This is a genomic window from Nocardia sp. NPDC005366 (assembly GCF_040606855.1).
Lineage (GTDB): Bacteria > Actinomycetota > Actinomycetes > Mycobacteriales > Mycobacteriaceae > Nocardia.
Genome location: NZ_JBEXFQ010000014.1, coordinates 163,322 through 181,855 on the forward strand (window position 1 = coordinate 163,322; position 18,534 = coordinate 181,855).

Annotated in this window: 18 protein-coding genes; 14 read left to right on the forward strand and 4 right to left on the reverse strand. The window is 67.1% G+C overall.

What is annotated here, in order from left to right; translation table 11 throughout:
• Positions 1-36 precede the first annotated feature (36 nt).
• The 7 genes from ABZS43_RS18335 to ABZS43_RS18365 all read left to right on the forward strand — a co-directional run bounded on the left by ABZS43_RS18335 (position 37) and on the right by ABZS43_RS18365 (position 8,411).
• Entirely contained in the window at positions 37-1,479 is a 1,443-nt protein-coding gene (locus tag ABZS43_RS18335; protein ID WP_355037088.1) for a form I ribulose bisphosphate carboxylase large subunit, read from the forward strand.
• Between the two features lie 10 nt (positions 1,480-1,489).
• A complete protein-coding gene (locus ABZS43_RS18340; protein ID WP_355037089.1) occupies positions 1,490-1,912 on the forward strand; it encodes a ribulose bisphosphate carboxylase small subunit in 423 nt (140 codons plus the stop codon).
• Positions 1,902-2,936, forward strand: coding sequence for an AAA family ATPase (locus tag ABZS43_RS18345; RefSeq protein ID WP_355037090.1), 1,035 nt, complete (start codon positions 1,902-1,904; stop codon positions 2,934-2,936). The genes ABZS43_RS18340 and ABZS43_RS18345 overlap by 11 nt, the downstream gene beginning before the upstream one ends.
• Positions 2,937-2,951: 15 nt before the next feature.
• A complete protein-coding gene (locus tag ABZS43_RS18350; RefSeq protein ID WP_355037091.1) occupies positions 2,952-4,031 on the forward strand; it encodes a class 1 fructose-bisphosphatase in 1,080 nt (359 codons plus the stop codon).
• Positions 4,032-4,070: 39 nt separating this feature from the next.
• The gene (locus ABZS43_RS18355) at positions 4,071-4,949 is read left to right on the forward strand and encodes a phosphoribulokinase (RefSeq protein ID WP_355037092.1); all 879 of its coding nucleotides are present in this window, start codon (positions 4,071-4,073) and stop codon (positions 4,947-4,949) included.
• A gap of 103 nt (positions 4,950-5,052) precedes the next feature.
• On the forward strand, positions 5,053-7,077 hold the full coding sequence (locus tag ABZS43_RS18360; RefSeq protein ID WP_355037093.1) for a hypothetical protein: 2,025 nt from the start codon (positions 5,053-5,055) through the stop codon (positions 7,075-7,077).
• Between the two features lie 167 nt (positions 7,078-7,244).
• Positions 7,245-8,411 carry a thiolase family protein gene (locus ABZS43_RS18365; RefSeq protein WP_355037094.1) on the forward strand — a complete coding sequence of 389 codons (1,167 nt, stop codon included), beginning with the start codon at positions 7,245-7,247 and terminating at the stop codon, positions 8,409-8,411.
• Positions 8,412-8,413: 2 nt separating this feature from the next.
• Here ABZS43_RS18365 and dinB read toward each other — a convergent pair whose 3' ends face one another.
• The gene (gene dinB / locus ABZS43_RS18370; protein WP_355037095.1) at positions 8,414-9,715 is read right to left on the reverse strand and encodes a DNA polymerase IV; all 1,302 of its coding nucleotides are present in this window, start codon (positions 9,713-9,715) and stop codon (positions 8,414-8,416) included.
• A gap of 128 nt (positions 9,716-9,843) precedes the next feature.
• On the opposite strand from dinB, the gene ABZS43_RS18375 reads away from it, so the two are divergent.
• Genes ABZS43_RS18375 through ABZS43_RS18385 form a run of 3 tightly spaced genes read left to right on the forward strand, consistent with a single transcriptional unit; the run spans position 9,844 to position 12,303 of the window.
• Positions 9,844-10,224 (forward strand): BlaI/MecI/CopY family transcriptional regulator, encoded by a 381-nt coding sequence (locus ABZS43_RS18375; protein ID WP_355037096.1) that lies wholly within the window; start codon positions 9,844-9,846, stop codon positions 10,222-10,224.
• A complete protein-coding gene (locus ABZS43_RS18380; RefSeq protein ID WP_355037097.1) occupies positions 10,221-11,177 on the forward strand; it encodes a M56 family metallopeptidase in 957 nt (318 codons plus the stop codon). The genes ABZS43_RS18375 and ABZS43_RS18380 overlap by 4 nt, the downstream gene beginning before the upstream one ends.
• Before the next feature lie 16 nt (positions 11,178-11,193).
• On the forward strand, positions 11,194-12,303 hold the full coding sequence (locus ABZS43_RS18385; RefSeq protein ID WP_355037098.1) for a winged helix DNA-binding domain-containing protein: 1,110 nt from the start codon (positions 11,194-11,196) through the stop codon (positions 12,301-12,303).
• Positions 12,304-12,340: 37 nt separating this feature from the next.
• Here ABZS43_RS18385 and ABZS43_RS18390 read toward each other — a convergent pair whose 3' ends face one another.
• A complete protein-coding gene (locus ABZS43_RS18390; protein WP_355037099.1) occupies positions 12,341-12,985 on the reverse strand; it encodes a TetR/AcrR family transcriptional regulator C-terminal domain-containing protein in 645 nt (214 codons plus the stop codon).
• A 170-nt stretch (positions 12,986-13,155) separates the two neighbouring features.
• Between ABZS43_RS18390 and ABZS43_RS18395 the strand changes: the two genes are divergently transcribed.
• Positions 13,156-14,697: a carboxylesterase family protein gene (locus tag ABZS43_RS18395; protein ID WP_355037100.1), complete on the forward strand. Its 1,542-nt coding sequence runs from the start codon at positions 13,156-13,158 to the stop codon at positions 14,695-14,697.
• 13 nt (positions 14,698-14,710) lie between these two features.
• Here ABZS43_RS18395 and ABZS43_RS18400 read toward each other — a convergent pair whose 3' ends face one another.
• Both ABZS43_RS18400 and ABZS43_RS18405 read right to left on the reverse strand, forming a co-directional pair.
• Positions 14,711-16,123, reverse strand: a complete 1,413-nt coding sequence (locus tag ABZS43_RS18400) for an MFS transporter (RefSeq protein WP_355037101.1) — start codon at positions 16,121-16,123, stop codon at positions 14,711-14,713.
• Between the two features lie 2 nt (positions 16,124-16,125).
• On the reverse strand, positions 16,126-16,941 hold the full coding sequence (locus tag ABZS43_RS18405) for a thioesterase family protein (protein ID WP_355037102.1): 816 nt from the start codon (positions 16,939-16,941) through the stop codon (positions 16,126-16,128).
• Positions 16,942-16,994: 53 nt separating this feature from the next.
• Between ABZS43_RS18405 and ABZS43_RS18410 the strand changes: the two genes are divergently transcribed.
• The 3 genes from ABZS43_RS18410 to ABZS43_RS18420 all read left to right on the forward strand — a co-directional run bounded on the left by ABZS43_RS18410 (position 16,995) and on the right by ABZS43_RS18420 (position 18,481).
• Positions 16,995-17,489 (forward strand): helix-turn-helix domain-containing protein, encoded by a 495-nt coding sequence (locus ABZS43_RS18410; RefSeq protein WP_355037103.1) that lies wholly within the window; start codon positions 16,995-16,997, stop codon positions 17,487-17,489.
• Between the two features lie 9 nt (positions 17,490-17,498).
• Positions 17,499-17,915, forward strand: coding sequence for an NUDIX domain-containing protein (locus ABZS43_RS18415; protein WP_355037104.1), 417 nt, complete (start codon positions 17,499-17,501; stop codon positions 17,913-17,915).
• A gap of 68 nt (positions 17,916-17,983) precedes the next feature.
• On the forward strand, positions 17,984-18,481 hold the full coding sequence (locus ABZS43_RS18420) for a hypothetical protein (protein WP_355037105.1): 498 nt from the start codon (positions 17,984-17,986) through the stop codon (positions 18,479-18,481).
• The last annotated feature ends 53 nt before the right edge of the window (positions 18,482-18,534 follow it).

The following is an 18,534-nucleotide window of genomic DNA, read 5'->3' on the forward strand; positions in this document are numbered from 1 at the left end:
ACAACAGCCCCCGGTGTTCTACCTCCAGGAGGAACGATGGCCGAAGAAATCGAACGCGATCGGTGGGATCCGGGCGTACAGTCCTACGCCTCGATGGGGTACTGGGCGCCGGACTACGAACCCTCGCCGACGGATGTGCTCGCCGTCTTCCGGGTGACGCCGCAGCGTGGGGTCGATCCGATCGAGGCCGCGGCGGCGGTCGCCGGCGAATCCTCCACGGCGACATGGACAGTGGTCTGGACCGACCGGCTCACCGCCCACTCGCAATATCAGGCCAAGTGCTACCGGGTCGACGAGGTGCCGGGCCGGTCGGGGGAGTACTTCGCCTATATCGCCTACGATCTGGATCTGTTCGAGGAAGGGTCGATCACCAATCTGACCTCGTCGGTGATCGGCAACGTCTTCGGTTTCAAACCGCTGCTCGCGCTGCGGCTAGAGGATATGCGCATCCCGGTCGCCTACGTGAAGACCTTTCAAGGCCCGCCGCACGGCACCGTGATGGAACGCGAATACCTCAACAAATACGGCAGGCCGCTGCTGGGCGCGACGGTGAAGCCCAAACTCGGTCTGTCCGCGCGCAACTACGGTCGCGTCGTCTACGAGGCGTGCAAGGGCGGACTGGATTTCACCAAGGACGACGAGAACATCAACTCCCAGCCGTTCATGCGCTGGCGCGACCGGTTCCTGTTCGCGATGGAGGGCGTCAACCGCGCCATGGCCGAGACGGGGGAGATCAAGGGCCACTACCTCAATGTCACCGCCGCGACGATGGAGGACATGTACGAGCGGGCCGAATTCGCCAAGGAACTCGGCAGCGTCGTCATCATGATGGATCTCACCGTCGGCTATACCGCGATGCAATCGATGTCGCACTGGGCCAGGCGGAACGGGGTGCTGCTGCATCTGCATCGCGCGGGTCACTCCACCTTCACACGGCAGAAGACACACGGCGTGAGTTTCCGTGTGCTGGCCAAATGGTGCCGCCTGATCGGCGTCGACCATCTGCACGCGGGAACGGTGGTCGGCAAACTGGAGGGCGATCCGGCCACCACTCGCGGCTTCTACGACACATTGCGGGACAACCACATTCCCACCAACCCGGGTAACGGCATCTTCTTCGACCAGGACTGGGCCAGCCTGCCCGGCGTGATGCCGGTGGCCTCCGGCGGTATCCACGCGGGCCAGATGCATCAACTGCTGGATCTGTTCGGCGATGACGTGGTACTGCAATTCGGCGGCGGCACGATCGGGCATCCGCTCGGCATCGCGGCGGGCGCGGAGGCCAATCGGGTGGCGCTGGAAGCGGTGGTGAAGGCGCGCAACGAGGGTCGCGATCTGCTGAAGGAGGGACCGGATGTGCTGCGTCAGGCCGCGCAGTGGTGCCGTCCGCTCGATGTCGCGCTGTCGACCTGGGGTGATGTCACCTTCGATTACATCTCCACCGACGCGCCCGACGCGGTGCCGACCGCGAGCCACTGAGGAGACAGCCATGTATCTGCGTCACGGAACTTTCTCCTACCTGCCGGATCTCACCGACGCGGAGATCGCCGCCCAAGTGCGTTACGCACTGCTCAACAGTTGGCCGGTCTCGATCGAATACACCGACGACCCGCACCCGCGCAACGCGTACTGGGAGATGTGGGGGCTGCCGCTTTTCGATCTCGATGAACCCGACGGCGTCCTGGCCGAAATCGACGCCTGCCGTGTCACCTTCCCGCGTCACTACGTGCGGGTGCTGGCCTACGATGCCCGCTACGGCAGGCAGACCACCGCGCTGAGTTTCCTGGTGCAGCGCCCGGCCGACGAGCCGGGTTTCCTGCTCACCCGCACCGAGGGTTCGGATCGGCAACAGCGCTACGGCCTGCACTCCTATGCCACCGGCAGCCGCCAGGGACAGCGGTATGGCGGCTGAGGGCAACGGATTCCGCCTGCACCGGCCGGGTGTCGACGACTCCCGGCCGGTGCGGGGGCAGGCCGAGGAGCCGGCGCCGATCCTCGACGCCGACGCACTGCTCGATCTGTCCACCGATATCGCGGGAAACGATGTGGCCGAGACGCTGAGCAGGCTCGACGCCGAACTGATCGGGCTGGCGAATATCAAACTCCGGGTGCGCGAGATCGCGGCGCTGCTGCTGATCGATCGAGCCAGACAGCGTTTCGGGCTGACATCATCGCGCCCGACCATGCATATGAGTTTCACCGGGGGCCCCGGCACGGGTAAGACGACGGTGGCCCTGCGCATGGCGCAGATGCTGCACGCGCTCGGCTATATCCGAAAACCCGCGGTGCACACCGTGACCAGGGACGATCTGGTCGGCCAGTTCATCGGGCATACCGCGCCCAAGACCAAGGAGGCGTTGGCGAGGGCCGCGGGCGGTGTGCTGTTCATCGATGAGGCCTACTACCTGTTCCGGCCGGAGAACGAACGTGATTACGGACAGGAAGTGATCGAGATCCTGCTGCAGGAGATGGAGAACGAACGGGCGAGCCTCGTGGTGATCTTCGCCGGATATCCCGATCGCATGGAACGGTTCTTCTCCGCCAATCCGGGACTGTCCTCCCGAGTCGCGCATCATCTCGAATTCGCCGACTACACCCACGCCGAACTGCTCGCCATCGCCGAACTCATGGTGGTCGGGGAGAGTTTCCGCTTCGACGACGCGGCCTACGCGGCATTCTCGGACTATCTGTCGCGCCGGATGACCCGACCGCGTTTCTCCAATGCCCGCAGCGTGCGCAATGCCATCGACCGCTGCCGGTTGCGGCAGGCCAAACGGCTGCTCGAATTGGGCAGGCCGCTCTCGCGCGACGACCTGATCACATTGACCGACCGGGATGTGTTCGGCAGCAGCGTTTTCACCGACGGCGCGGACAGCGGGACACGGCAGAACACCGATCAGCAGGACGGGCCGAGCACGAGGGCCGAACCCGCGTGAGGAGATCCAGACACCATGCCAGACGGACTCAAGACACTCACCCGCTACACGATCGAGGAAGAACACCGGCATCCCGGATCGTCGGGTGAGTTCTCGGCCCTGGTGAACGTGCTCGCGACCGCGACCAAGATCATCGCCAATCAGGTCACCCGCGGCGCGATCGTCGGTTCCCTCGGCGCGGCCGAACCGGATAACCTGCCGCCGACCGTCCATCGCAAACTCGACGCCATCGCCAATGACATCATGTTGTCGCAAACCCAATGGACCGGACATCTTTCGGCCCTGCTGTCGGAGCAGATGACGCACGTGCATCCGGTGCCCGACGCACACCGGCGCGGAAAGTATCTGCTCGCCTTCGATCCGTTGGACGGATCGAGCAATATCGATGTGAATCTGCCGGTCGGCACCATCTTCAGCGTACTGCGCGCGCCCGGTCCCAGCGGGGCCGAACCGACCGACGCGGATTTCCTACGTCCGGGGGTCGAACAGGTCTGCGCCGGGTTCACCCTCTACGGGCCCGCGACCATGCTGGTGCTCACCACCGGGAGCGGGGTGGACGGGTTCACCCTCGATCGCGAAATCGGCGCGTTCGTCCTCACCCACCCGCGCATGCGCATCCCCGAGGACACCTCCGGATTCGCGATCAACGCCGCGAACGACCGGTTCTGGGAACGTCCGGTGCGCCGTTACGTGCACGAATGCCTGGACGGGGCGGAGGGTCCGCGCGGGCGCTATTTCAATATGCGCTGGGTGGCCTCGCTGGTCGCCGACACTTTTCACATCCTGACCCGCGGCGGGGTGTATCTCTACCCGTTCGACAATCGGCCGCCGGCGCGACACGGCCGCGTCGCGCTGCTCTACGGCGCGAATCCCATCGCGTTCATCGTGGAGCAGGCGGGCGGGGCCGCGACCACCGGCACCGACCGGGTGCTCGAGGTGGCACCGGATTCGGCGCATCAGCGGGTGCCGCTGATCTTCGGTTCCCGCAACGAAGTCGAACGTATCGAGCGGTACCACCGCGAGCCCGACGCCGGGCCCAGTTTCGACCGATCGCTGTTCGGCAGTCGCTCGCTGTTCCGGCCCGCTGGACCCTGACGTATCCGATTTCCCTGTCCGGCCATCGAGGAGGTGCCCATGTCGGTCAAACATCCCGTCGTCGCGATCACCGGTTCATCCGGTGCGGGTACGACGAGTGTCACCCGAACGTTCCAGGAGATCTTCCGCAGGGAAGAGATCACCGCCGCCATCGTGGAGGGCGACTCCTTCCACCGCTACGACCGCGACGAGATGAAAGTGGCGATGGCCGAGGCCGAACAGCGTCACAACCGGACGTTCTCGCATTTCGGGGAGGAGGCGAATCTGCTGAAGGAACTGGAGAACCTGTTCCGCGACTACGGTGAAACCGGCGTTGGTTCGGTGCGCAAATATCTGCACGACGAGGCGGAGGCGAAACCTTTCGGTCTGCCGCCAGGCACGTTCACGCCATGGGAGGATCTGCCGCCAGGCAGCGATCTGCTGTTCTACGAGGGTCTGCACGGCGCCGCGGTCACCGAGAGCGTCAACGTGGCGCAGTACGCGGATCTACTGGTCGGGGTGGTGCCGATCGTGAATCTCGAATGGACCCAGAAGGTGATCCGCGACAAGACCGAACGCGGCTATTCCAGCGAGGCCGTGATCGATACGATTCTGCGGCGGATGCCCGATTACGTGAAGTACATCTGCCCGCAGTTCTCCCACACCTACGTCAATTTCCAGCGGGTGCCGACGGTGGATACCTCCAACCCCTTCATCGCCCGGTCGATTCCGACGGCCGACGAGAGTTTCGTCGTCATCCGGTTCGCCGATCCGAAGGTGATCGACTTCCCCTATCTGCTGTCGATGCTGCACGACTCCTTCATGTCCCGTCCGAACTGCATCGTGGTGCCCGGCGGAAAGATGGATCTGGCAATGCAACTCATCTTCACGCCGCTGATCCTGCGGCTGATGGACAAGCGGCCCCAGCGCTCGCGTTGAGCGACGGCCGAGACGGGCGAGCTTCGATATTCGGGCTCGCCACCCTCTCGGTCGAGGCTAGAATCGCGCCCACTGCTGTCGCGCGTAGGGGGTCGGGGATAGCGTGAGTGTCCAATCAGAACAATACTTTTCCGCGCTGCTCGCCGACTATACCGCCACACGCGATGACGAACGCGAACTCATGAACCAGCAGGCCGCCCTGTTCGGGGTGGTGATCGCCGCCCTGGGAGTCTTCGCGGCTCTTTCGGTGAGCGAGAACGAGGGAAAGCTGGCCATCCCGCCTCTGGTTCTCGCGGGATTGCCCATGATCCCGATGTCGCTGATTTTCCTGCTGCAGCTGATCGGATCGCAGGCGACCGCTCGCTCTTTCTACGCTCGCTCCCTGGAGCGCGAGATCCGCGCGCATATTTCCTCCAGCAGCACCGTCGGCGGCTATCCGTCGCTCCGGCCGATGCTCTATCGCGAAATGATGGATACGCTCTCCTCGCTGTCGGGTGGCCGCCGGATACCCCGATTCCTGACGATTCTCATCATCCTCACCATCGCGGTGACATTCATTTCGCTGGTGGTCTGGACCGCCTGGGACTTCAGCGTGTTCCTGAAACTCGCCATGGCGGGCTTATACATCCCGTTGCTGACGATGGTCACCGTGGAAGCGGTCAGCGCGACTATTTATGGTCGAACCTATTTCAAGCGACTGATCGCCGAAACCGGAGTGCGCAGCCGACGTCCACTGACACCGCGCACGCAACCGCCCGGCAGTCCCGATCGTGGGCGCAGCCTGGTCTCGTATCTGATACTTCCGCGGCCCCTCGACCTGCCCAAGGCCGCGTTCTTCCTGATCGGCGCGCTGCTGATCGGCGCGCTCGACCGCGATGTGTCGCGATATCCGAATTTCTGGTGGCAGGTCGCGGTACTGGCATTTCTCGGGGAATTCATCATCTACCAGTGCCGATACCAGCTCAACGATATTCGCGGCCTGTGGGAGGACATCGCGTCGCCGATGGCCGCGCAGCGCGGAAGGATTCCAGGCGTGCGGTCAGGTACGCGACCGACATGGATCGTCGCGGTGGTGATGACGGCGATGGTCGTCAGGCTCTACCTGGGTGTGCTGATCTGCGCACTGCCGTTCATCTCCTTCTTCCACCACTTCGTTCCGATGCTGGCGTCGATCTTCGTCCTCGCGGCGTTGTACGAGACTCTGCGCGGTATCGAAAGGCGTTCGACAACTGTATCCGGCATCGGATTCGTCACCACCTGCCCGAAATGGGTGGTGTACGCCACTCTGGCGCTCGTGAGCCTGGGATATCCGCTGCGCACCCTGCTCGGAATGCTGCTCCCGGGCACGGGCACCTACCCGGATCGTGATATTCCGGGTTCGTGGACGAGCGTCGCGCTGCCTGTCGGGTGGTCGCCGATGGTCACCGTCGTCCTGTACGCCGCATCGATAGGCCTGATCTTCGTCACGATGACGTGGTGCTTGGAAGGAGGCGGCTACGTCACGGCGAAGATCACTACCGCTGTGCCACCCGTGCACCTCTACCGCAGCGATATCGTCCGCAAGCCGCATCTGCTCGTCCTCCTCAGACAAACCGGTTCGACGTTCCAGCCGACCGCCTCGACCCAGCCCGGCGACTTCGACGGCAAGGCGGAGAAGTGGCTGCGACATCCCGGACGTGCCACCGCGGCATGGAAACTCGCGCTGGTCTTCGCCTCCGCGCTCGGTGCGGCAGTCGCCGCGCAGATACTGGATGACAAGCTCCTCGGCGTCGACTCCGTGCTCCTGTCGCTGTCGGCGATCGTGTCCGCGGTGTCCTACGCGATCATCCGCCCGAAAGTGACCGCGACCTGGCTGACATGGATCGCCGTCCTGGCGACCCTGGTCTCGGCCGCCGTGCAGGTCTATCTCGCGATCGCCATCGGGCAGGAAACCGGAGCGGCGGTCAACCGGATCTGTTTGGCCATCGCCGCATTGGCCGGTCCGGTTCTGGTGTACCTGTTCTTCGAGCACCAGTCGCATACGACCCTCAAGACGGTGCCGCCGATCTTCACGGGGCGCTTCTGGAAGAACGTCGGGAAGGCCCTGCTTCGAGTCCTCATCGGCCGGGAGACGGCCGATACGTTGTAGAAATTCGAATCCGCGCGCGTCGGGCGGGGCAGCGCGCGCCGGCTTCGCCTCGCTGACCCTTCCGCGCCTTCGGTAGGGGTTTGCCCAGGGCGGCATCGTTGCGCGTACACTCACATAAGTTAATCACCATTCGCATGGTGGTCATCGGCTTGGATAGGGAGAGAACCATGATTTCCGCGGTTATCGTCGACGCCGTTCGCACACCATCGGGCAAAGGGAAAGCCGGTGGTGGACTCTCGGAAGTGCATCCGGCCACGCTGCTGTCCACGGTGCTGAAGTCGCTGATCGAGCGCAATGACCTCGATCCGGCACTGGTGGACGATGTGATCGGCGGTTGCGTCACGCAGAGTGGTGAGCAGGCGCTCAATATCTCGCGGACCGCCGTGCTGGCGGCCGGATTCCCGGATTCGGTGCCCGCGACCACCGTGGATCGGCAGTGCGGCTCGAGCCAGCAGGCCGCGCATTTCGCGGCCCAGGGCGTGATCGCAGGCGCCTACGACATCGCCATCGCCTGCGGTGTCGAATCGATGAGCCGCGCGCCGATGTTCTCCAACGCCCAGGGCAAGGATCACAATCGAGGCCCGCTGGCGCACCGATTCCCGGACGGGCTGATCGGCCAGGGGATCGCGGCCGAAATCATCGCCGCGCGATGGAAATTGGACCGTGACACCCTCGACGCGTTCGCCGCGCGCTCGCACCGTCTCGCCGCCGAGACCGCCGCGGCCGGTGGGTTCGACAACGAACTCGTGGCCGCGGGGACATTGACGGCGGACGAAACCATCCGCCCGACGACCACCCCGGAGGGGCTCGCCGGCCTGCGCGCGGTCTTCGCCGACGACGAACTGAAGGCGCGGTTCCCCGAGATCGAATGGTCGATCACCCCCGGCAACTCCTCGCCGCTCACCGACGGCGCGTCCGCCACGTTGATCATGAGCGAGGAGAAGGCGAATCAGCTCGGCCTTCGTCCGCGCGCGCGTTTCCACTCCTTCGCCGTGACCGGCGACGATCCGTTGCTGATGCTCACCGCGGTCATCCCGGCCACCCGCAAGGCGCTCGCCAAGGCCGGCCTGTCGATCGATGACATCGACGTCTACGAAGTGAACGAGGCTTTCGCCCCGGTTCCGCTCGTCTGGCAGCATGACCTCAACGCCGATCCCGCCAAACTCAATCCGCGCGGCGGGGCCATCGCCCTCGGGCATCCGCTGGGCGCCTCCGGCACCCGCATCCTCACCACGATGCTCGCGCATCTGGAGCAGACCGGCGGTCGCTACGGTCTGCAGACCATGTGCGAGGCGGGCGGGCTCGCCAACGCCACCATCATCGAACGGCTGTGAGCTCAATCCGGTAGCAGCGGCACCGACATACCCTCGCCGCGATTGATCAGCGCGGCGCGGGTGACCGCGGCGGAACCGAAGCGACGACGCAGGTCGTCGAGGGTGGCGTCGAGGGTGGCGGTGGCGCGCGGTTCCAGTGGCAGGGTGAGTTGGACGGCGTCGGCGTCGTCGAGGTTGGTCAGCGCGAGGCCGAGCAGCGTCAGACCGCGCTGCTGGATCATCGGCATCGCCGTCGCGAGCAGAACGCGGGCCGCGCGCAGGATGGTCTCGGTGTGGTCGCAGGCTTCGGGCAGGGTGTGCGAGCGGGTCGCGCGGGTGAAATCGTCGAAACGCAGGCGCAGCACGACGGTTCGGCAGACCCGGTCGGCGGCCCGCAACCTGCGCCCGAGGCGGTCGGTGAGGCCGTGCAGGAATGCCTCGATCTCCTCGGGTTCGCGGGAACGTCGTCCGAGGGCGCGCTGTGCGCCGATCGAACGGCGGCGTTTACCGGTTTCGACGCGACGTGGGTCCCCTGCCATCGACAGTGCGAACAGATGTCGCGCGGCGGCGGGGCCGAGGATCGGGCGCAATCCGGATTCGCCGTGTTCGGCGAGATCCCCGATCCGGGTGATGCCGCGCTCGTGCAGTTTCGCCGCGGTGACATCCCCGACGCCCCAGAGCCTTTCGACCGGCAGCGGGTGCAGGAAGTCCAGCTCGCCCTCGGGCTCGACCAGGCGAAGTCCGTCGGGTTTGGCGACCGCGCTCGCTACCTTCGCCAGGAATTTGGTACGCGCGATGCCGACCGAGATCGGGAGGCCGACCTGGTCGCGGACGGCCGCGCGCAGCCGTCGCGCGATGTCGACGGGTTCCCCCGCGATCCGCCGCAGCCCGCCGACGTCGAGGAACGCCTCATCGATGGAAATACCCTCCACCACCGGGGTGGTGTCGCGGAAGACCTCGAAAACCGCCTTGCTCGCCTCGGCGTAGGCCGACATGCGCGGCGGTACGACGATGGCATCCGGGCACATCCGCAGGGCGCGCGCACCGTTCATCGGGGTGCGGATTCCGAATGCCTTGGCCTCGTAGCTGGCGGCCAACACGACTCCGCCGCCGACGATTACGGGACGACCGCGTAGCCGTGGATCGTCACGCTGCTCGACCGAGGCGTAGAAGGAATCGAGGTCGGCGTGCAGGATCGACGCCTCGGCCCGCGCGGCGATTCGGTTCCGCTCGCGGCGGTCGGGGGCCGCGCTCGCTTCTCGGCTCGCCGACCGCGCGCCTGGCGGCTCGGCGGGGGTGTGGCGGCGGCTATCGGACACGAACATATGTTCGCATAGGCCGGTGACATCGGGGAGGGAGGCCGCGAAATCTACGATTCCGCTACGTAGCAATACCGGGAGGCCGGTACGCTGAAACGCCAGAAAGTGCGACCAGCGGTGAGGGAGTCGGTTCGGTGCGTGGATTCGGAGATCTGGAAGCGGTCATCATGGACCGCATCTGGGATCGGGACGCGGAGACCACGACGGTCCGCGAAATTTTCGAGGAACTGTCGAATGAACGCGATATCGCCTATACGACCGTCATGTCCACCATGGACAATCTGCATCGCAAAGGCTGGCTGGCGCGCGAACGCGCGGGTAAGGCCTACCGGTACTGGCCCACGCTGACCCGCGAGGAGCACAGCGCTCGACTGATGCTCGAAGCGCTGGGGTCCGGCGGTCGCTCGGATCTGGTGCTCAGTCATTTCGTCGACCGGATCAGTGCCGACGAATCGGCGGGTCTACGCGCGGCGCTACGCAGGCTGACCGCGCGAAAAACCCCCGAGACGCCGTGAACGTCGCCCTTGGCCTGATGCTGTACGGCACCGTGGTCGCCCTGATCGGCCCGCCGATACTGCGCAGACTCACCCGACGCGGCGTCGCGCCCCGACTCGGCGTGACCGCGTGGCTGGTTGCCATCGGCGGTGCGCTCGGCGCGTGGATGCTGGCGGCGGGACTGCTCGTCATCGAATTCGCCGCCATCCGGCGGCATCCGAGCGAGGCGCTGCACGCCTGCTATTCGGTGCTGTCGACACCGGTTCACCCGCCAAGCGCCGCCGCGACGACAGTGCTGACCCTCGGCGTCTCGGCGCTGGTCACCGCCGCCGTGGCAGCGGTATTGCTGCATGTGGCCAGGGTCGCGCTGCGACTGCGCAGGCATACCCATGAGCACGGCGCCGCCGTGCGCATAGTCGGGCGGCCGGTGCCGGGTCTGGGCGCGATCGTGCTGGATTCGCCGGAGCCGCAGGCATATTGCGTCGCGGGGCGGCCGGACACCATCGTGGTCACCACTGCGGCCGTCGATGCGCTGACCCGCGAACAACTCGCCGCCGTGCTGGCCCACGAGCGTGCCCACCTGCGCGGCAGACATGCCGTACTGACCGCCATGCTGCGCAGTACGGCGGCGGCACTGCCCGGCGTCCGGGTGGTCACCGAAGGCGCCGTCGAAATCGGTCGCCTGCTGGAAATGTGCGCCGACGACCGCGCCGCGGGCACGCATGGACCCGCGCCGCTGCTCGGTGGACTGCTCGCCCTGCTCGACGCGGGCGAACCCGCACCCGCCGCAGCGTTGAACACAGCGTTGAACGCGGCGGGAACCGCGGTACTCGCCCGCGCCGAACGCCTCGTTTCGCCGGTGGGCGCGGTGGAGCGCGCGAGGAATCGGACCGCGCTGCTCGGGGTGATCGCGGCGACGGTGATCGGATTGTCGGAGATCACCGTGGGCGTGCTGTTCTGGCTGGTGCGCTGACGGGAGGGAGTACGGGGTGCGGATCACCTGGGATCAGGTTTTCGGGTGGCGATTGCGACGTCAGTATGTGAGCGAACCGGCCACCGGGTCGGTCCCCGATATCGTCGGACGGCTGTGCGGCGTGCAGGCGCAGGTGACCTCGTCGGCGGAGACCGCGGTCGCGCTACGCCGCCATCGCCCGGATCCGGGTGCGCTCGTGCGCGAGCTGGCCGCGGGCACGCTGGTGAAGACGTGGTCCATGCGCGGCACATTGCATGCGCTCACCCCGGCCGCCGCCGCGGTATTCCTCCCGCTCATCGCCTCCGCGCGGATCTGGGAGAAACCTGCCTGGCAGCGCAATTTCGGCGCGACGCCCACCGAAGTGGTCGCGCTCACCGAGGCCGTGTCGCGGCATCTGGCGGATGCGGTGCTCACCCGCGAGGAACTGATCGACGCGCTGTCGGCGGACAGCACATTCCATCGGATGGGCGAACAGTTGCGTTCGGGGTGGGGCGCGTTGCTCAAACCACTGGCCTGGCAGGGCGCCCTGTGTCACGGTCCAGCGCAGGGCAATCGGGCGACGTTCACCAGCCCGGCCCACCTGATTCCCGACTGGCCAGGACTTCTCGAACCCGACATCGCCGCGCCCGCCGCCATTACCGCCTACCTCGGCGCGTACGGCGCGGCGACGCCGGAATCGTTCGACGCCTGGCTCACCCGCGCCAGCCTGCGCAAGACCACGGTCCGCCGCTGGTTCGCCGATCTCGGCGACGCCATGACCGAGGTCGAGGTCGAAGGTCGCCGCGCCTACATCCCGACCGAACACGTCGATGAACTGGCCGCCTCCACCGTGAAAGGCTCGGTGTATCTGCTCGGGGCCTTCGACCAGTATGTGCTCGGTCCCGGCACCGCCGACACCGCGCTATTGCCCGCCGCGCACCGGTCGAAGGTCAGCCGCGCCGCGGGGTGGATCGCGCCGCTGGTCCTCGTCGACGGCCGTATCGCGGGTACCTGGGAACTCACCGACGGCGACCTGACCGTCTCGACCTTCGACAACGCCGATATCCCGGCGAAACCGCTCGATGCCGCCGTCGCCAGGGTCGCGGTCGCGCTCGGCCTCGACGCTCTGGCCGTCCGCACCGCCTGACTGTTCGTTCGCACCGGACTTGCCGTGGTCCGCGCAGTCAGCGGGTCCCATGCCCGAAGGCCCGGTCCCGAATCCCGCCGAGTACGGCGTCGAGCATCCGGTCGAACTCCGCCAGGGAACCGAAATCGGCCTGCCGGGGTGCGAGAGCGGCCATCGTCGGGTACAGCGCGGCATCGATCGTGGGCATGTCGAGTCTGTCGGGTCCACCGCTGAGAACAGCCAGCAGATATCCGTTGAGGAAGCCGAACAGCATCAGCGGCGCGTCCGCGATCACCTGGTCGGGCAGACCGGCCGCGCGCATCGCGGTGACCAGTCGCTCCAGCGCGGCGAGGGCAACCGGGGAGGTCTGCGGGCGTGTGGCCAGCAGTGAGACCACGTGGGGGTGCCGGTAGGCGGTCTTCCGATAGCCGTGGGCGGTCGCGCGTGCGATCTCTTCCCAACCTTGGGGTGCGTCGTCGGCCTCTGCCGCTACCTCGGCGAGCACGGCCTCCGATACCGCGTCCAGCAACGCCGCCTTGCCCTTGATGTGGTTGTAGATCGACATCGGGTCGACCCCGAGTTCCTCCGCGAGACGCCGTACTCCGAAGCGCTCGAGGCCGTCGCGGTCGACGAGTGCGACGGCGGCGGCCGCGATGCGCTCGCGGCTGAGCCCAGCCGATGTGCCCTGTGCGCGCCTGGCCAAGTTCACTCCCTCCGGTTGCCAAACCTACGCCGTAGGATATACCGTCGATTCGCAACCTACGACGTAGGTTTGACGTGGTGAAAACAGGGGGATGCGTTCCTCGATGCCCGTCGCGTCCGGGTGCGAAGAAAGGACGAACAGTCTTGAACCGCAGGATATTTCTTCGCGGAATGGCCGCGACATCAGTGCTACCCGGCTTGGCCGCCGCCGGTTGCGGTGTCGACGGCCAGGCCGAATCGATCGTCACGACCAGGTCCGGGCGGGTGCGGGGCAGCGTGAGCGCGGGCGTGCACGTATTCCAGGGTGTGCCCTATGCCGCGCCGCCCCAGGGCGCGGACCGCTACCTGCCGCCCCGTCCGGTCCAGGCGTGGACGGGGGTGCGCGACGCGCTCACACTCGGGCCGACGCCCCCGCAGCCGCCGACCCCGGCGCCGCTGGACTTCTTCGCGCCGCCGATTCCGGGTGCGGACTACCTCAACCTGAATATCTGGACCCCTGACCCGGGGTCGGCGCGTCTGCCGGTGCTGGTGTGGATCCACGGTGGCGGCTTCGATACCGGAAGCAACGGCCTCTACGACGGCGCCGCCTTCGCCCGCGACGGCGTGGTACTCGTCGCGATCAATTACCGGCTTGGTGCCGAAGGGTTCCTGTTCCTGGACGACGGTGTGGCGAATGTCGGTCTGCTCGACCAGATTTCGGCCTTGGAGTGGGTGCGCGACAATATCGCCGCCTTCGGCGGTGACCCCGGAAACGTCACCGTCTTCGGCCAGTCCTCGGGTGCGATAGCCGTCGGCACGCTGCTGACGATGCCGCGAGCCGATGGACTGTTCCGGCGCGCGATCATGGAAAGCGGTGCGGGCAATCTCTGTTACTCCGCCGACACCGCCCGCGAGCTGGGACAGCGCCTCGTCGCGAAGCTCGGCGTGGCGCCGACGCGGGCCGCCGTCGCCGCGGCCGGGGTCGAGCGAGTGCTCGCCGCCCAAACCGCGGTCATGAGCGACCTCGCGCGGCAACCGGATCCGCAACGCTGGGGCGGCGAACCCGGGGCCCGCGTCAACATGTGGCGCGCCACGCTCGACGGCGCCACGTTGCCCGCCAAACCCATCGACGCCGTCACCGCCGGGGTCGGCGCCGATGTGGATGTGCTGATCGGCCACAATGCCGAGGAAGGACGACTGTCGCTGGTGCCCTTCCGTAGCCTCGACTCGGTCAGCGAGGAGGAACTGACCACCGCGATGCGGCTCTACCGGCTGCCCGTCGACCAGGCGCTGCCCGCCTACCGCGCCGCCTACCCCCACGCCGATCCCGGTGCCCTACTGGCGATTCTGCAATCCGACTGGTTCTACACCATCCCCGGCCTACGGCTCGCCGACGCCCGCGCCACCGCGCCGGCCGCCACGTACATGTATGAATTCACGTGGCGCTCTCCACAATTCGACGGACAACTCGGGTCGTGCCACTTTCTGGAGGTTCCGTTCGTCTTCGACCAGCTCGCGGACCGGCGAATGCAATGGGTCACCGGCCCCAACCCGCCACAGCAACTGGCCGATCTCGTACACGGCGTCTGGATACAGTTCGCCACCACCGGCCGGGTGAACTGGCCGCGTTACGAGCCCACCCGCAGGACCACCATGCGACTGGACCTCGACCCCGCCGTCGTCGACGACCCGTGCCCGATCCGGAGCCTGTGGGACGGAGTCGACCTGTACTGACGACATCCGAAACTCAGGCGAGTGCCGGGTCGGGTTTCGGGGCGACCCGACCCGGCTTTCTCGCGCCGAGACCGATCACGCCCGCCAGGACGGCGATCGCCGCAGTGACGTACCAGGTGCGTTGGAACGCGTCGAGGGTTTCGTCCGGACCGGCGGGGGAGCCGAGGGTCGCCACCACGACCGCGACGCCGATAGCGAGCCCGATCTGGCGGGCCATACTCAAAACCGCCGCGCCCGTGGCGAAACGCTGCGGGGGCAGCGCCGCGGTGCCGGCGGCGAACGCGGTGGGCAGGGTGAGACCGACGCCGAGACCGGTGACGAGCATGCCGCCGAGTAACCCGCCCGTGTAGTCGGGTTCCAGCGTGATCGCGAACGCCCACCAGAGCAGACCCGCGGCGAAGGCCGCCCCGCCCGCCGCGATGACCGGGCCCGCGCCGACCCTGACGATGAGGCGTCCGGCCAGAATCGCGACGATCGGGACGATCAGCGGTCCCGGGGCGATGGCCAGGCCGGTGCGCAGCGCCGACCAACCCCAGACATTCTGGGCCCACAGGACGACCGATAGCAGCATGCCCGCGAAGGCCACCTGGAAGAACACTCCATTGGCCGCCATCCGCGTGAAATCGGTCGCGCGCAGCAGCGCCGGATCGAGCACCGGGCTGTGGTGGCGGGCCGAGGATATAACGAATCCGATCCCGAAGATCACCGCCGCCGCGAACGCGAGCAGCACACCCGTCGAGGACCAGCCCCACTCCTGCCCCTTGACCAACCCGAGGATCACCGTGGCGATGCCGCCGATCAGGAGCAGCGCACCGAGCACATCCGGCAGAGCGCCGCGGTCGCCACGGGGATCGGGCAGCTTGCGCAGTCCGACAGCGATCGCCACGACGCCGATCGGCACATTCACCAGAAATACCCAGCGCCAATCGATCTCGACGAGCAGTCCGCCGATCACCGGACCGAGCGCGGCGCCGAGCCCGCCGAAGGCGACCCACAGCCGGACCGCCGTCGCCCGCTGCGCGGCGGGGGTGGTCGCGAGTACCAATCCGAGCGAGGACGGGGTGAGCATGGCGGCGCCGACGGCCTGCGCCACGCGGAATCCGACCAGCGACGGCACATTCCACGCCAGCGCGCACAGCGCCGAGCCGATGACGAAGAGAGCGAGCCCGAGCAGGAACACGGTGCGGTTACTGCCTCGATCGCCGAGCCGTCCCGCCGGTACCAGCAGTGCGGCGAAGACGATGGCGTAGGCGTTGAGCACCCACGACAGGCCGGACAGGTCGGCGGCGCCGAAATCGCGCGCCACCGCGGGCAGCGCGACATTGACGATGAACAGGTCGAGGCTCGACAACAGCACCGCGACGGACACGACGGCGAGCACGACACGGTGATCGGTTGCCACGCGGGAGGAAACGGAAGTGCTCATGTTCATGCTCCGATTCGGCCGAGGACTCGGCGGCTCTGGCGGGCGGTGGCGAGCAGATGACCTCGGTCGTCCCAGATATCGGTGTCATCCACCGACCAACCGCCGCCGGTGCTGAGATTGGCGGTCCGCACCAGAACTCGCGGCGATGCGGTGTCGGCGAGGTCGGTGTGCAGATGCATCGACAGCGCGACAGTCGGCACGGCCAGCGGCAGGGTGAGGGCGGGGAAGACGGCGGGCGGCAACGCGTCGGCCAGGATGGCCAGAGCGGCGGCGTCGGTCGCCATCGCGGGGGTCAGTGCGATCCACGCCGTCATCGACGCCTCGTCCGCGCCGGTCAACGGCAGCGGCCCCGCGGCCGGACGGATTTCGAAATGCGCCCCTACGGGCACGATCTCGGGCGGCAGCCGGAAGATGGCACACGCTTCTGGCTCCGGCGCCTCGGGCATCGCGCGCCCGGTTCGTTCCTGGATCTCGGTGCGGCCTGCCCGGCCGAGGGTGATCGACGCCGACGCGATGGCTTCGCCCTCCTGTTCGGCGATCACCTCGACGACGCGGGTGCTGCGCCCGATCGGACGGTCGACGGCGCGCAGGGACAGGAACCCGTCACGCGGGCGTCGGAGGAACCGGAGATCGAGTGTGCGCACCGGAAGATCGAACTCGCTCGCGCGGCGGGCGACCTCGATCGTCAACGCGGCGATCACACCGCCGTGCGGACCGGTCCAGCCGCGCCACGTCTCGTCGACCCGGGCCTGCCAGACCTGGTCACCGACCTCGGTGAGCTCGAACGCCGCCGCGAGCGACGTAGTGAGTTGCATCATGCAACGAACTGTAGGGTAGTGAGTTCTTTCAAGCAACCGTCTACTCTGGTGTCATGCGAAGGACCAGCTTCGAGGACATGAACTGCTCCCTGGCCCAATGCCTGGAGGCGGTCGGAGAGTGGTGGACGCTACTGATCGTGCGCGACGCCCTGTTCGGCATCACCCGCTTCGACGACTTCCGCGCCCGGCTCGGCATCGCCCGCAATGTGCTGACCCAACGCCTGGAATACCTTGTCGCCCAAGACATCATGACCAAAGAGCCGTATCAGGGGAATCCGGTCCGCTACGACTACCGGCTCACACCGAAGGGCCGCTCACTGTGGCTGGTCGTCACCGCCATGCGCCAGTGGGGCGATCAGTGGGCGGCCCCGGACGGGCCCCCGGTGGAATCGCTACACCTGACCTGCGGTCACACCGCCCTCATCGAACCGATGTGCTCCGCATGCGGTGAGCGTGTCCACGGCCGCGACATTCGACCCGTCTACGGTCCCGGAGCGAAGGACGATCACCTGATTCCCGGCGAAACGCTGACACCGCCACCGCGATAGGCTGCGCCGATGACGGAGGAGTCGGTGCCCCGGTTGATCGATACCGTGGCGTGGGTGCGCATCGAGGACGGCCGCATTCTGTGCGCCCGCCCGCGCGGCAAGGACATCTTCTACATCCCCGGCGGCAAACGCGAAGGCGCGGAAACCGATCTGCAGACGCTGCTGCGCGAGATCGATGAAGAACTCACCGTCGCGCTGCGCCCCGAGACCGTCGCCCACGTCGGCACCTACGAAGCGGCGGCACACGAACCCGCCGACGGCGTCGTGGTGCGGATGAGCTGCTACACCGCCGACTATTCCGGCGTATTGGCCGCGAGCAGCGAGATCGAAGAGGTCGCGTGGTTCGCCTATGCCGACCGGCCGCTGGTACCCCCGGTCGATCAGCTGCTGTTCGACGATCTGTCCGCCGCGGGCAGGCTCGTCTAGCGGCCGGAGGGCATCGGACGGGCCTCGCGGTCGTATCGGCACGACATCGAGCGCGCTACGGTCATGGCATGAAGTCGGTTCGCTTCTTGGCGCGCTGGGCCGCCTATGGTCTGGCGGCGCTACCGATCTCACTGGCGCGCGTTCCGGTGCGGTTGCGAGTGCCGCGGCGTCTGCTCGGCGCGCGGATCACCCCGCGCAAGCTCACGACCACACGGGTTCGCCTGCATTCCACGCTGGGTGCGGCAGCGGGTCTCGTGGCTTGGTTCGCGGCGCTGCTCGCGACGGTCGCCCTGGTGCGCGGTGTCGCGTATCCGCTCGTCGCCGCGCACGATCACGAAAATTCCTGGGGTGGACCGACATTGGGCGGGGCATGGCTGGTGCACGCCGCACTCGGCGTCGGGCTGTTGCCGCTGTGGGGCGTACTGCTGGCCGGACTCGGCGCGATCCAGGTGGGACTCGCGAACCGACTGCTCGGCCGTACCGGACCGTGGTGGCCGGTGCCCGTGTCACTCGTGCTGGCGGCGGGCGGCGTGCTGTTGTTCGTCGCCTGGTTGCACCAGATCTGAACCGACATCCGAGGTGGTCTCCTCGGAGCCGAAGGCGTCGAACAGGTCCAGGG

Bases quoted from the DNA above. Each gene is read 5' to 3' on its own strand.
- ABZS43_RS18400 (WP_355037101.1), bottom strand. From the start codon at position 16,123: ATGAGCACTTCCGTTTCCTCCCGCGTGGCAACCGATCACCGTGTCGTG.
- ABZS43_RS18405 (WP_355037102.1), bottom strand. From the start codon at position 16,941: ATGATGCAACTCACTACGTCGCTCGCGGCGGCGTTCGAGCTCACCGAG.
- ABZS43_RS18415 (WP_355037104.1), top strand. From the start codon at position 17,499: ATGACGGAGGAGTCGGTGCCCCGGTTGATCGATACCGTGGCGTGGGTG.
- ABZS43_RS18410 (WP_355037103.1), top strand. From the start codon at position 16,995: ATGCGAAGGACCAGCTTCGAGGACATGAACTGCTCCCTGGCCCAATGC.
- ABZS43_RS18420 (WP_355037105.1), top strand. From the start codon at position 17,984: ATGAAGTCGGTTCGCTTCTTGGCGCGCTGGGCCGCCTATGGTCTGGCG.
- ABZS43_RS18335 (WP_355037088.1), top strand. From the start codon at position 37: ATGGCCGAAGAAATCGAACGCGATCGGTGGGATCCGGGCGTACAGTCC.
- ABZS43_RS18365 (WP_355037094.1), top strand. From the start codon at position 7,245: ATGATTTCCGCGGTTATCGTCGACGCCGTTCGCACACCATCGGGCAAA.
- ABZS43_RS18345 (WP_355037090.1), top strand. From the start codon at position 1,902: ATGGCGGCTGAGGGCAACGGATTCCGCCTGCACCGGCCGGGTGTCGAC.
- ABZS43_RS18395 (WP_355037100.1), top strand. From the start codon at position 13,156: ATGGCCGCGACATCAGTGCTACCCGGCTTGGCCGCCGCCGGTTGCGGT.
- ABZS43_RS18350 (WP_355037091.1), top strand. From the start codon at position 2,952: ATGCCAGACGGACTCAAGACACTCACCCGCTACACGATCGAGGAAGAA.
- ABZS43_RS18340 (WP_355037089.1), top strand. From the start codon at position 1,490: ATGTATCTGCGTCACGGAACTTTCTCCTACCTGCCGGATCTCACCGAC.
- ABZS43_RS18355 (WP_355037092.1), top strand. From the start codon at position 4,071: ATGTCGGTCAAACATCCCGTCGTCGCGATCACCGGTTCATCCGGTGCG.
- dinB (WP_355037095.1), bottom strand. From the start codon at position 9,715: ATGTTCGTGTCCGATAGCCGCCGCCACACCCCCGCCGAGCCGCCAGGC.